The following is a 12,489-nucleotide window of genomic DNA, read 5'->3' as shown; positions in this document are numbered from 1 at the left end:
TAGTGCAGGGGCGGGGTCATGCGCCCTGCCGGGCTATCTTGCCGCGGCCCACCGCCCGGGCCAGACCATAGCAGTTCTGGAAGACAACGGAGGAGAGTGCATGAGCGACCGGAATTCGTCATCGGCGATGATCGACGCGAAACTCGAGAGCCTCGGTGACTGGCGAGGCGACATGTTGGCACGGGTTCGTAAACTGATCCATGAGGCCGATCCCGAGGTGGTCGAAGCCGTAAAGTGGATCAAGCCAACGAACCCTTCGGGTGTGCCGACCTGGGAACATTCAGGGCTGATTTGCACGGGCGAAGTCTACAAGAGTTACGTCAAGCTGACCTTCGCGCGGGGCGCGGCGCTTGAGGATCCCGCCGGATTGTTCAATGCCGGATTCAACGGCGCAACGCGCCGGGCCATCGACCTGCACGAAGGAGCGGTGGTCGACGGCTCGGCATTCAAGGCGCTGGTCAGGGAAGCGGTGGCGCTGAATGCTGCCACGCAAAAGCCCAAGCGGGCCTAGGTTCGCCTGGGCTTGCGGAGGTCACACGCTGAACCTACGAGATACGGATTCCGCAAGTCGGATTGAGCCGACTAGATCCCTCGCCGTCCGGTCACAAGCTGATAGACCACAACGATCAAGGCCAAGACCAACAGAATGTGAATAAGCCCACCACCGACATGGAATGCGAGGAAGCCCAGAAGCCAAAGGACAAAGAGAATTACAGCAATAGTCCAGATCATCACACTTCTCCGCTAATTATGATTATTCACGAATAAGCTGCGAACTCAATTAAAGTTCCCGAAGACGAGCCGGCTCTCGTTGGCGCCGCTGAGGCGGCGGCAACGGGCCAAGCGGATTTCTAACCGCCTGAGCAGCCGCGCCAACCGTGCCGCGTTGCACTGTTAGAGCCGCTTTTGATGAGATCGGATCACGGCCGAAAATCGAACGGGATCGGTGAGCATGCTCAGTGCTGCCAACTCGAGGGGGACACTCAAGTACTATTGAAGGGCCGGGCTTCAGGCTAACGATCTCGGATCAGATTTTCTGGAAACCTCGGTTCGAATCTGTCCAGCTCCCATCCACGCATGCCAAAGATGGATGTGGTCAGTGCGGCGTGATAACTGCTACTGCCTTTCTCGATGACACACCGGATTGGATACACGATGGCCGACCTGAAGCTCGAAACGATGACCGTGCATGCCGGGTGCGAACCCGACCCTACGACCAATGCTCGCATCACGCCCATCTATCAGACGGCAAGCTATGTGTTCGACAGTGCCGAGCATGCCGCGGATCTGTTCGCGCTGAAGCAGTTCGGCAACATCTATTCGAGGATCATGAATCCCACGAACGACGCGCTGGAGAAGAAGATCGCGGCACTCGAGGGTGGTGTCGGCGCGCTCGGCGTGGCAAGCGGCCACGCGGCGCAGTTGGTGGCCTTTCACACCTTGATGGAGCCGGGGTGCAATATCGTCGCCGCGCGTAAGCTTTATGGTGGTTCGCTCAACCAGATGGGCGAGGCATTTCGCAAGTTCGGCTGGGAAACCCGCTTCGTCGATGTCGACGATCCCGAGAATGTCCGTGCAGCGATCGACGAAAAGACACGCTGCGTCTTCATCGAGAGCCTTGCCAATCCCGGCGGCGTAGTCACCGACATCGCGGCCATAGCAGACATCGCCCATGAAGGCGGCGTTCCCCTGATCGTCGACAATACGATGGCCAGTCCGATCCTGTGCCGTCCATTCGAACATGGGGCGGACATTGTTACCCACTCGACGACCAAGTTCCTCAACGGCCATGGCAATTCCGTGGGCGGCGTGATCGTCGACTCCGGCCGGTTCGACTGGAAAGCGCAGGCGCACAAGTTTCCCAGCCTGACGCAGCCGAACGGCTCATATCACGGGGCGATCCTCGTCGATGCACTGGCGCCGGTCGGCCCGATTGCCTTCATAATCGCCTGCCGGGTTCTTGGATTACGCGACTTGGGGCCTGCCTTGGCGCCGCAGAACGCGTGGCTTGCGCTCACCGGCATGGAGACGCTGGCGCTGCGCATGGAGCGACACTGTGATAACGCCCTGGCGGTCGCGAAATGGCTCGATCAGCACGAAAAGGTCGAATGGGTTTCCTATGCAGCGCTGGAGGGCAATCGCTACAAGTCCCTTGCCGACAAGTACCTCGGCGGCAGGGGAGGGGCGGTCTTTACCTTCGGGCTGAAAGGCGGCTTCGAGGCGGGTGTAAAACTGGTTTCCAGCGTCAAGCTCTTCAGCCATCTCGCCAATATCGGCGATACGCGCTCGCTCATCATCCACCCGGCCTCGACGACACACAGCCAGCTTGAAGGTGACGAACTCATAGCTGCAGGAGCGGGACCGGACGTCGTGCGCATATCGATCGGCATAGAGCATATCGACGATATCATTGCAGACCTCGAAATGGGGCTGAACCGTATCTGATTTCGACGCTGCGAAGACGACTGGCTGACGGAGCGGTGCCGAGCGCACCGTCAGCCAGAGGCGGTAATTCCTTTGACTGCCCCGGCTTGAACCTTGAGCGGCTGGAAACCTGTCGAGAACCATCGTTTTGACGCGGCGCCAAGCAGGCGTTACGGACCGCAGCATGATTGCCTTGCTCTCCCCCGCCAAAACTCTCGATTTCGAGCGTGCGCTGCCGCCATTGAGTGCCACGAAACCGCATTTTCTCGAGGAAGCCGGCAGCCTCGCCAAGTCAGCCGCCAACCTGTCGCAAAAGCGATTGAGCGAGTTGATGCATATCTCGCCGCGCCTCGCCAAGCTGAACGCGGATCGCTTCAACAACTTCGAAACGCTGCCCGAGCGACCGGCGCTCTTTGCCTTTGCCGGAGATGTCTACACGGGCTTCGAAGCGCACACGCTTGACGAAGCAGGTGTTATCTTTGCGCAGGACCACGTGCGCATGCTCTCCGGTCTCTATGGCCTCCTTCGGCCGCTGGATGCGATCCGGCCCTATCGCCTGGAAATGGGGACACGCTGGGCTCCGCGTCGAAAGAGCCTGACCGACTGGTGGGGCGATCGCATCGCCGAACTGCTTTGTGAGCAAGTGAATCGGGAAGGATCCGGCGAGGTGCTCAATCTTGCGAGCCAGGAATACTTTGCGGCAGTGAAGGGCAAGCTCAAGGGGCTTCGGGTCATCGATGTCGATTTCCGTGAACCGGGACCGGATGGCCCCCGCTTCGTCAGCTTCAGCGCCAAGCGCGCGCGGGGCATGATGGCACGCTGGATGTGCGAGCATCACGTCACCAACATCGATGACATGCGCGGATTCGATAGCGACGGTTACCGCTTTGATGCCGAGGCGAGCGGCGCAGACAACTGGCGGTTTACTCGCGCGTGAACGGTTTCGGCCAGGATACGGTCCCGGTTGGCTCCGCTGGCGAAAGGCCGGACTTCGTCGTGGTCGACGTCGAGACAGCGTGCGCGCGGGTCAGCAGTGTCTGCCAGATCGGCATCGTCGGTTTTCGGGACGGGAACGAGGTGTTTGCTTACGAAACGCTGATCGATCCAAAAGATGAATTCTCTCCGTTCAATGTCGGCATTCATGGCATTTCACCGGAACATGTGGCGGGGAAACCGACCTTCAGTGCAATCCATGGGATCGTCGCGGCGCACCTGACCGGCCGTGTGACGGTTGCCCATTCGGGGTTTGACAAGGGCGCCTTGTCTGCTGCCTGCCGGATCGGCAATCTGCCTTTCATCGAGACGACGTGGCTGGATAGTGTTCGCGTGGCCAAGAAGGCGTGGCCGCAGCTTCCCAATCACCGTCTGAATACGCTCGCCGACTATTTGAAAATCCGCCACCGCCATCACGATGCTCTCAGCGATGCGCGGGCGGCCGGCGCTGTGATCGTCAGGGCCATCGCGGAAACCGGCATCGACCTGTCAGGTTGGCTGGCCAAGCCCGCAAAGCCGGGAAAGGCGCCGCGCGCCGCTGAAACCGGCCCGCTGAAAGGTCATCGCATCGCGATCCTGGGAGAACGGCGAGACGAAGCTCTGGCACAGTTCCTGGCGGCCCATGGTGCGCGTGTGGTCTCCAGCGTCGGAACGACCACCACGATGCTTGTCATCAGTACGCACCAGCCTTTCGGTCGCTGGGAAGCGGCGCAAGCTGAGCATCGCAAAGCCGAAAAGCTGCGCGACGCTGGCGCTGGCATCGAGATCGTCACCGAAGCCGACCTGCGTGCGAGGCTTTGAGGGAGACCTGCTCTCATCGAGCGACGCGCAACATGCCCATTGGTCTGCCGGTGTACGCATGACTATGAAAATGAACCGGACAAATCAGTCGCAATCACGCTTGATGACGCTTCGCTAAGTATCTGACAATGGAGCGGTTGCAGGCAGCGCATCAAGCTGTCGTCGCCCAGGCAAGCGCCGCATCGGCGACCTCTTCCCATCCTTCGTCGAGCAGCGTCCAGTGCGACCGAAAGGGAAATTCCACATACTCCGTTCGCGACGGTGCACGGCGTTGCTCGCGATAGATCGCCCGGGTCATCGAGGCGTCGGCGATGAGATCCTTGCCGCCGCTGATCAGTAGCAACGGGGGCCTTGCCGGGTTGGTCCAGTCGATCCTCATCGGATTGACGATACCGTCCCAGTAGACGCGCCCCGGGGTCGGCACGATGTAGCGATCGTAGAGTGCGTCTGCATTGTCGGCAGTTACGGTCTGCGCGAACCGATTGCGAAAGAACCGGCGGGACATCGTCTTGACCTTCGAACGACTGAACGGATCGAGGAAAACCGGAAGAGCCGAGACGAGTGCGCGCAGGTGGATCGGCACCCCCGGGGTGGGCGCAGGGTCGATGGCCACGCCCGCAGAGCCAAGGCCGCGATCGAGCAGATGTTGCACGAAGACCCCGCCCAGCGAGTGGCCGATCAGGATCGGTGCCTCCGGTAAAGTCTTGATGATGCGCTCGTAGTGGTCAACGATCTGGCGCTGGCCTAGCTCGGCGAGCCCGGGGGATGGCGCCGCGCGAAGTTCTTCCGGGGAGCGGTCGTCCAATGGCCAGTCGGGTGCAATGACGGTAAAGCCCTTGGCTTCGTAACGGGTCTTCACCCTTTCCCAGCTGTGCGAATTCAGCCAGGCGCCGTGGATGAGTACGATCGTTCCGGTCGGCTTGGAGGTACCCATGGCAATGTCTCCTGTTGGGGGTGTTCAGAGCCGGTAGCGGGGGGCAGGCTCGCGCAGGGAAAGACCCGGGCGCAGTGCACCCCGCGCAGTGAGGAAAGCCTCGAGGCCGGAATTGTCGGGTAACGCCGGGATCGTGATCCGTTCGCCGAGGTCGAGACCGGCAAGAGCGGCATCGACCATGTCATCGACGTCCATCACCATTTCGGGATCGACATGCGCCATCTGCTCGTCGCTCCAGATGGCCGTGCGGGTGATTCCGGGCAGCACCGCCTGGACCCGGACGCCCTTTGGGGTCAATTCTGCCGCAACTGCCTCTGTAAAGGCGAGCACATAGGCCTTGCTGGCGGGATAGGCTGCCGTAAAGCCGTCGGGCATCAGCGCTGTCACGGAGGTGATGTTGATGATGGTCCCCGACTTCCCGCTTGATAGGCGCGGTGCGATGGCCGCAGTCAGCCGGGTTACGGCAAGGACATTGAGGTTCACCAGCGAAGTCAGATGAGCCGGATCGGCATCGACCAGCGTCGTTTCGCCTGCAATTCCCGCATTGTTGACCAGCCCGATGATGGTCTCGTCATCGCGCAGTCGCGCCTCCACCGTTGCTAGGCCATCGGGATCTGCCAGATCGGCGGCGATGATTTCGACCTGGACTCCGGTCTTCGCACTCAAGCGAGAGGCGAGGTCGGCAAGCCTGTCACCGCGGCGTGCGACAAGTACGAGGTCGTGTCCGCGCCGTGCAAGGCGATCGGCATAAACAGCGCCAATGCCGTCGGAGGCTCCGGTGATGAGATAAGTACCCTTGTTCATGTTCGTGATCCTTCGTGTTGGGATAGCGTGGTGGCCGCTCGCCGCCGCGCCCCGTCAGTTGCGGATGAAGGCAAGGAGATCGGCGTTGAACCGGTCCTGATGAGTCTGGGCGAGACCGTGATCTGCGCCCTCGTAGAGCTTGAGAACGGCGTCCTTGACGATCTTGATCGTCTCGAGCGCGGATGCGCCGATCGGGACGATCTGGTCGTCGTCACCATGGATTACCAAGGTTGGGCGGTCGAACCTGGCCAGGTCTTCGTGGAAGTCGCTCGCGGAGAAAGCCCGGATCGAATCGAGCTGCCCCTTGAGCCCGCCCATCATGCCTTCGCGCCAGAACTCCTGACGCAGTCCCTCGTTGATCGTCTTGCCTTCGCGGTTGAAACCATAAAATGGCGCCGTAAGGTCCAGGAAGAACTGGCTGCGATTTGCGTAAGTGCCCTCGCGGATTGCATCGAAGGCCGCGATGGGAAGCCCGCCAGGGTTGGCCTCGGTCTTCAGCATAAGTGGCGGGACCGCTCCGATCAGAGCGATTTTCGCCACGCGTCCCGTTCCGTGGCGGCCGATGTAACGGGTGACTTCGCCGCCACCGGTCGAATGACCGACGAGGATGACGTCGTGCAGGTCCAGCGTCTCGATCAATTCCGCAAGGTCGTCAGCGTACTGGTCCATCGTGTTTCCGTCCCAGACCTGGTCTGAACGGCCATGGCTGCGCCGATCGTGAGCGATGGTGCGGAAACCTTCTCGGGCGAAAAAGACCATCTGTGCGTCCCAGGCGTCGGCCGACAGTGGCCAGCCGTGGGAAAAGACGATCGGCTGAGCGTTCTTGTCGCCCCAGTCCTTGAAGAAAATCCGGGTTCCGTCCCCGGTGGTGATAGTGGTCATCGTGCTGCTCCGTGCCTTTGCGTTGTTTCGTGTCGCGGCTCTTTGCGTGCCGTGACTTCGGAGATAGATTGACCGCTTGTCCCCCGGGATCGGCAGTTGCGACATAAAGGGGGCCGAAACCGACATGTGGAAGCTGACGAGGGGCAAGGCGTATGGTGGCTCATGCTGTGGCAGCTGAAATCGGCCTCGTACTCTATGAGCATTGCCAGGCCGCGATGGTCCATGGGATGACCGATCTGCTCGGCGTGGCTTCGACGTTCTCCGCTGATCGCGGAGGGCCGATCATCCGGATCAGCCACTGGTCGAAAGCACGCGATGGAACCTTTTCGCGCACCTTCGACACGCATGAGGCTCTGCCGGGGAAGCCTGCGATCCTGGTCGTTCCCGGTCGCCTGACCGGACCGCCCGATGCGGACGAGTCTGCGCCCTATGCGCGCTGGCTGCTCGACCGCCATGCGCAGGGCACCACGCTGGCTTCGAATTGCGGCGGCGCCTTCCTGCTGGCAGCGACCGGTCTGCTATCGGGGCGGCGGGCTACGACACACTGGCTGTTCGCCGACCAGTTACGGGACCGCTTCCCCGAAATCCTGGTCGATGCCGACAAGATCGTGATCGAGGACGGCGACATCATCACCGCAGCCGGTCTCATGGCCTGGACCGACCTCGGGCTGCGCCTTATCGACCGCGTACTCGGCCCCACAATCATGGTGGAGACGGGCAAGTTCTGGCTGATCGACCCGGCTGGCCGCGAGCAGCGGCACTTCAGCAGCTTCTCACCCCGCCTGACGCACGGAGACGAAACGATCCTCAAGGTCCAGCATTGGCTGCAAGCGCGGGCGGTGCGTCATCTGACGCTGGCGGACATGGCAGCCCAAGCCCAGCTTGAGGAGCGTACGTTCCAGCGCCGCTTCAAGTCCGCGACCGGCCTCAAGCCGATAGAATATGTCCAGCACCTGCGCGTGGGAAAGGCGCGCGAACTGCTCGAGTTCACCCGCAGGACAGTCGACCAGATCGCCTGGTCGGTAGGCTATGAGGACCCCGCCGCGTTCCGCCGCATCTTCAGCCGTATCCAGGGACTTACGCCCGGTGAATATCGCACGCGCTTCTCCAGCGGGGCAGAGCTCAGGATCATGGCCTAGGGATGTCCGGAAATCGCAGACTTGCAGCGAGGATCGATGACATACGCCTGACCGCGTTCGCGGATGGCGGTGACCGGTTCGCCATCGCCTGCTCGAAGATCGACCAGGAGGGCGGAGGGGGCCTTCGCCTCGTTCTCGCCCGCGCGCAGGCCGGTCCCGCGAGGGTTCCGCCATCCGGCTTGGCTGCCCAACTATAACTTTTTCCGATCCGAACCCATCACAACTAAGCGTTTGGAAAATGGCAGATGGCCAGTATGGGTTCCTGTTCCATCTCGCGCGGCCAGCTCGCCGCGTGGGTCGCATTGCAATACGTTGGGAGATCCACTCTCCCGAAAGATCGGGAGATGAAAGTCTTGCGTCGTTTCGTTACCAGTTTGGCGATTTCATGCAGCGTCGCACTGAGCCTTGCAGCTTGTGCTGCAGTGGCCGAGCATCCAGTTGTTGGCGCGCAACGGATCGCGCAGCCCCGGATCGACTCGCGGTCCATTCCGGTCATCGAGGTGGACGGTCTGCAATTCCGCGATCTCGACCGGAACGGGGTGCTCACGGCTTACGAAGACTGGCGTCTTTCGCCTGATGAGCGTGCTGCCGATCTTTTGTCACGCATGACCGTCGAGGAGAAGGCCGGGCAGATGGTAGTCGCCAATGCTTTCTCGAACGCACCGTTCGGGCAGCCGGCCAGCGGTTACGACATGGGCATGGTAACGAACATGGTTCGCGCCCAGGGTATTACCCATCTCAACTCGATGCTGGTCCTGCCGCTGGCGCAGTTCGCCCAGGCGAATAACGCGATACAGGAAGAGGCCGAACAGGGCAGGCTCGGTGTTCCTGCCGTCATCGCCACCGATCCGCGCCATCATATTGCCAGCACCATCGGCGCAGGTGTGCAAAGCGGCGGCTTCAGCGAATGGCCCGATACGACCGGCTTCGCCGGTCTGGGCGATATGACCCTTGCCAGTCAGTTTGCGTCGACCGTTCGCCGGGATCTGCGCGCGACGGGCATTTCAATGCTCCTGGGGCCGCAGCTTGATTTGGCAACGGAGCCGCGCTGGGCGCGGATCAGCGGATCGCTTGGCGAGAGCCCGGCCAGTGCGGCGCCGCTTGCGGCAGTGCTGGTGGAGGGCCTGCAAGGCAGCGCGGACGGTCTCACCCGGGATGGCGTCGCAACCGTTGCAAAGCACTTCGTCGGCTATGCGGCAGCCAGGGACGGTTGGGATGCGCATAACCGCTATGGGCGTTTCGCTTCGGTCGATGAAGCCGAACTCAAAGAGCATCTCAAGCCGTTCGAGGCGGCATTTGCGGTGCACCCCTCTGCGGTGATGCCTGCCTATACGATTGCGCAAGGACTGACGGTAGACGGGCAGGCGGTAGAGCCGGTCGGTGCCGCTTACAGCAAGGTGCTGGTCCATGATCTGCTGCGCACCCGCTACGGGTTCGACGGCGTCGTGTTGACCGACTGGGGCGTGACTGCGGACTGCGGCGAGATCTGCCGTAACGGATTTCCCAAGGGTGAGCGCCCCACCTTCGAAGGCATATCGATGGCCTGGGGCGTAGAGGACCTGAGCCGCCCCGAGCGCTTCGCGCGGGCGATCTCTGTAGGGGTCGACCAGTTCGGCGGCGTAATGGATACCGGGCCGCTACTCGAAGCCATTCGCAGCGGCCTTGTCACGCCGTCTCAGGTCGACGCTGCCGTGGGCCGCATTCTGCGCCAGAGCTTTCGTCTGGGCCTGTTCGAGGCCCCCTTCGTAGATCCGGCAGAGGCCGAAAGGATCGCCGGAACGCCGCATGACAAGCAGCTTGCGCGCATCGCCCAGGGCCGTGCGATGGTGCGACTGGAGGATGACGGTCGCATTGCGGGCAGAACTTCCGGACGCGTCTGGCTGCGCAATGTCGATCCGGCCGCTGCCAAGGCTGCCGGGTACGAGGTGGTCTCGGATCCGGCAAAGGCCGACTTTGCGGTGGTGCGCACGGCAGCACCGCACGAAATGCTTCATCCCGGTTATTTCTTCGGTTCGATGCAGCATGAAGGCAGTCTTGCCTTCGCGCCGGGCGATCCGGACATTGCCGCGATCGAGGCGCTTCCGCCAGGTTTGCCGCTGGCCGTTTCGATCTATCTGGACCGGCCGGCCATCGTGACGCCGCTCAAGCGCAGGGCCAATCTGCTTCTCGCTGATTTCGGCGCTCGCGATGACGCGCTTTTTGACGTTCTTGCCGGGCGTACCAAGGCGCAAGGCACGTTGCCGTTCGAGCTTCCCTCCTCAATGGATGCGGTCATGGCACAGCGACCCGGCACGCCTGCCGACAGCGAAGGGCCTCTCTATCCCCTTCACTATCGCAAGACCAACTGACCATGATGCAGCGCCTGAATTGACGCGAGGAGCCGTTGGCAGGCATGCTCGCGCGCATGCGGCCTGTCTTCCATTCCTGATGGGGGCATCAGCCAGTGCTGGTGCCCCTCTTGAATGCAGAAGGTCCCAGGAGGCGCGGCTCAGCTCAGGCGAACATGGAGTCTAAGCCTCTGCAGGCTTCACGCGCCAATAGGTGGCATAACGCTCGTGCGCGATGCGGTGATAGGGAATCAGCCGGATCGGCGAACCATCCTCTGCCGCAATTGCGAACTCGAGAGGCGCGGCTCCTGGTCTCAGCCGCTGCGCCACCAGGCGGGGATCGCCTGCAATGGTGGGGACGGCCACATCGCTCTTGTTGTATTCGCCGATCTTGCGCTCGTTGACGATGATGTCAGCGTCCGGCGCCAATCCTTCGCGCCCCAGTGCGCCCGCGAGCACGATCGGGCCGTATGTAAAGGCGACAATGTCCGGCGCGGCCGGCGCGCTTTCCACTGTGGGCTCCATTTCCAGCTGCAGCTCGACCCGGTCGCCATCTTTCCAGGTCCGCGCGACCTCGACATAGCTGCCGGCGGTTGCCGACCGCGCGACCTCCTGCCCGTTTACCCGTACTACCGCCGTTCGGCTCCAGCGCGGGTGCCGCAACTGCAAGGCGATCTTGGCAGGCGCGCGCAATTTCCATTGCAGGCCGGTCGTCGGTTTTTCGGGGAAGGCCGTGCGCTGGATCAGTTCCGCACCCTTCTCCTTCCAGGCGACGGAGGACGGTACGAACAGGTTCACGTAGAGCGAGCGTTCGTCGTGGAAATAGATCGAGTCCCGGTATTTGACATGGTTCTCCATGCCCGTTCCGGTGCAGCACCAGAAGCTGTGCTCTGGCGTGTGATAGAGCTTCATGTAGCCTGGCCGCGCGCCCTGGAAATAGGTGACCATGCCGCTGTCCGGATCCTGCGAGGCAAGGATGCCGTTGTAAAGCGTGCGTTCGTAATAGTCTGCGTAATCGGCGTTCGGATCCTGCATGAACAACAGTCGCGCCAGCTTCAGCATGTTATGTTGGCAGCACGTTTCGGAGCCCTTGGCCGAGAAGACGTGCCTGTCGAAATCGGCCATCGCGAAGAAATGCTCGTTATCGCCATGTCCGCCCGTCGCGAAGGAGCGGGTATGCGCTACCGTGCGGAAGAAGAAGTTGGCCGCCTGCGCGTAGCGGTCGTCGCCCGTTATCTCGTAGACGCGCTGGAATCCGACGATCTTGGGCACTTGTGTATTGGCGTGCATCCCGTCGAGCAGGTCACGGCCCTGGACCAGCGGGTCCATGACCGCCTTGTGCGAGAAGCGCTGCGACAGTTCCCGGTAGTCCTCGTTGCCGGTCATGGCATAAAGATCGGCGTAGACTTCGTTCATGCCGCCATGTTCGGTCGCCAGCATCGTCTCGAACTGCCCATCGGTCAGTGGCCGTGTGGCCACCACGCCCCAGTCCGCCAGTCGGATCAGTACCTCGCGGGAAACCGTGCTGTCGGCAAGCAGCGCGCCGTCGCGCAAGCCCGCGTAGACCTTGTGTAGCGTGTACCAGGGGACCCCGGTGATCTTGTCTCCACGAAGGTGTGCTGTCAGAAGCGCCGGGCCGTCCGGGAATGCGCAGACAAGCCCCGAGCCGGTCGCTTTCTGGCATGCGGCCAACTCATTCGCAATATAATCGACACGCTGTTTGAAGCGCCTGTCGTTCGTCGAGCGAAAGGCCAGCGCGCAGGCCGACAGGTAATGCCCCAGGGTATGGCCATGACAGTTGATGTCGGCCCAGATCTCGTCCGATTCCCATCCGCCGTAGACCGCTGCCCTTGGCGCAAGCCCCGCATTGACTCTGAAATTATGCAGCAACCGGTCGGGCTGGAGGCGAAGCAGATAGGCTTCGGTCAGGCGCTGGGCGTGGAGGAAAGGCCCTTCCTCCAGGGTCACATCCGACAGGTCGAACGGTTCCAACCGCGCGGGCTTGACCTGCGTTCCCGCCTTCTGCGCCGCAAGAGCTGTCGCAGGCAGGATCGTGGCAAGGCCCGCAGTCGCCCCCGCAAGACCTGTGCTGACGAGCAGATCGCGGCGCGAATGCCCTGAAAAATCGGTTGCGGGCATGAATGCCTCATCTTTCCATATTTGATTTCGCACCTGTTTGTAGAGC

At 61.9% G+C, this 12,489-nt stretch carries 11 protein-coding genes; 6 read left to right on the top strand and 5 right to left on the bottom strand.

Annotated features, from left to right (window positions below; genetic code table 11):
* Window positions 1–100 precede the first annotated feature (100 nt).
* Window positions 101–511 carry a DUF1801 domain-containing protein gene (locus PP1Y_RS01725; RefSeq protein WP_013836384.1) on the top strand — a complete coding sequence of 137 codons (411 nt, stop codon included), beginning with the start codon at window positions 101–103 and terminating at the stop codon, window positions 509–511.
* A gap of 71 nt (window positions 512–582) precedes the next feature.
* Here PP1Y_RS01725 and PP1Y_RS25665 read toward each other — a convergent pair whose 3' ends face one another.
* A complete protein-coding gene (locus tag PP1Y_RS25665; protein ID WP_148274784.1) occupies window positions 583–732 on the bottom strand; it encodes a lmo0937 family membrane protein in 150 nt (49 codons plus the stop codon).
* A 423-nt stretch (window positions 733–1,155) separates the two neighbouring features.
* On the opposite strand from PP1Y_RS25665, the gene PP1Y_RS01720 reads away from it, so the two are divergent.
* From PP1Y_RS01720 to PP1Y_RS01710, 3 genes are all read left to right on the top strand, one after another.
* Window positions 1,156–2,445 carry an O-acetylhomoserine aminocarboxypropyltransferase gene (locus PP1Y_RS01720; protein WP_013836383.1) on the top strand — a complete coding sequence of 430 codons (1,290 nt, stop codon included), beginning with the start codon at window positions 1,156–1,158 and terminating at the stop codon, window positions 2,443–2,445.
* Window positions 2,446–2,608: 163 nt separating this feature from the next.
* Complete coding sequence (yaaA, locus tag PP1Y_RS01715; protein ID WP_013836382.1) at window positions 2,609–3,361, top strand: peroxide stress protein YaaA; 753 nt, start codon at window positions 2,609–2,611, stop codon at window positions 3,359–3,361.
* A 59-nt stretch (window positions 3,362–3,420) separates the two neighbouring features.
* Window positions 3,421–4,218, top strand: coding sequence for an exonuclease domain-containing protein (locus PP1Y_RS01710; RefSeq protein WP_013836381.1), 798 nt, complete (start codon window positions 3,421–3,423; stop codon window positions 4,216–4,218).
* A 151-nt stretch (window positions 4,219–4,369) separates the two neighbouring features.
* Here PP1Y_RS01710 and PP1Y_RS01705 read toward each other — a convergent pair whose 3' ends face one another.
* Genes PP1Y_RS01705 through PP1Y_RS01695 form a run of 3 tightly spaced genes read right to left on the bottom strand, consistent with a single transcriptional unit; the run spans window position 4,370 to window position 6,838 of the window.
* Complete coding sequence (locus PP1Y_RS01705; RefSeq protein WP_013836380.1) at window positions 4,370–5,152, bottom strand: alpha/beta hydrolase; 783 nt, start codon at window positions 5,150–5,152, stop codon at window positions 4,370–4,372.
* A gap of 24 nt (window positions 5,153–5,176) precedes the next feature.
* On the bottom strand, window positions 5,177–5,956 hold the full coding sequence (locus PP1Y_RS01700; RefSeq protein ID WP_013836379.1) for an SDR family oxidoreductase: 780 nt from the start codon (window positions 5,954–5,956) through the stop codon (window positions 5,177–5,179).
* 54 nt (window positions 5,957–6,010) lie between these two features.
* Complete coding sequence (locus tag PP1Y_RS01695; protein WP_013836378.1) at window positions 6,011–6,838, bottom strand: alpha/beta fold hydrolase; 828 nt, start codon at window positions 6,836–6,838, stop codon at window positions 6,011–6,013.
* A 152-nt stretch (window positions 6,839–6,990) separates the two neighbouring features.
* Between PP1Y_RS01695 and PP1Y_RS01690 the strand changes: the two genes are divergently transcribed.
* Together PP1Y_RS01690 and PP1Y_RS01680 are read left to right on the top strand one after the other, a co-directional pair.
* On the top strand, window positions 6,991–7,977 hold the full coding sequence (locus PP1Y_RS01690; RefSeq protein ID WP_013836377.1) for a GlxA family transcriptional regulator: 987 nt from the start codon (window positions 6,991–6,993) through the stop codon (window positions 7,975–7,977).
* A gap of 344 nt (window positions 7,978–8,321) precedes the next feature.
* Entirely contained in the window at window positions 8,322–10,325 is a 2,004-nt protein-coding gene (locus PP1Y_RS01680; RefSeq protein WP_013836376.1) for a glycoside hydrolase family 3 protein, read from the top strand.
* Between the two features lie 162 nt (window positions 10,326–10,487).
* Here PP1Y_RS01680 and PP1Y_RS01675 read toward each other — a convergent pair whose 3' ends face one another.
* Window positions 10,488–12,443, bottom strand: a complete 1,956-nt coding sequence (locus tag PP1Y_RS01675) for a glycoside hydrolase family 127 protein (protein ID WP_013836375.1) — start codon at window positions 12,441–12,443, stop codon at window positions 10,488–10,490.
* Window positions 12,444–12,489: the final 46 nt, after the last annotated feature.

The organism is Novosphingobium sp. PP1Y, assembly GCF_000253255.1.
Taxonomy (GTDB): Bacteria; Pseudomonadota; Alphaproteobacteria; order Sphingomonadales; family Sphingomonadaceae; genus Novosphingobium.
This window is presented reverse-complemented; position numbering and strand designations above follow the sequence as displayed.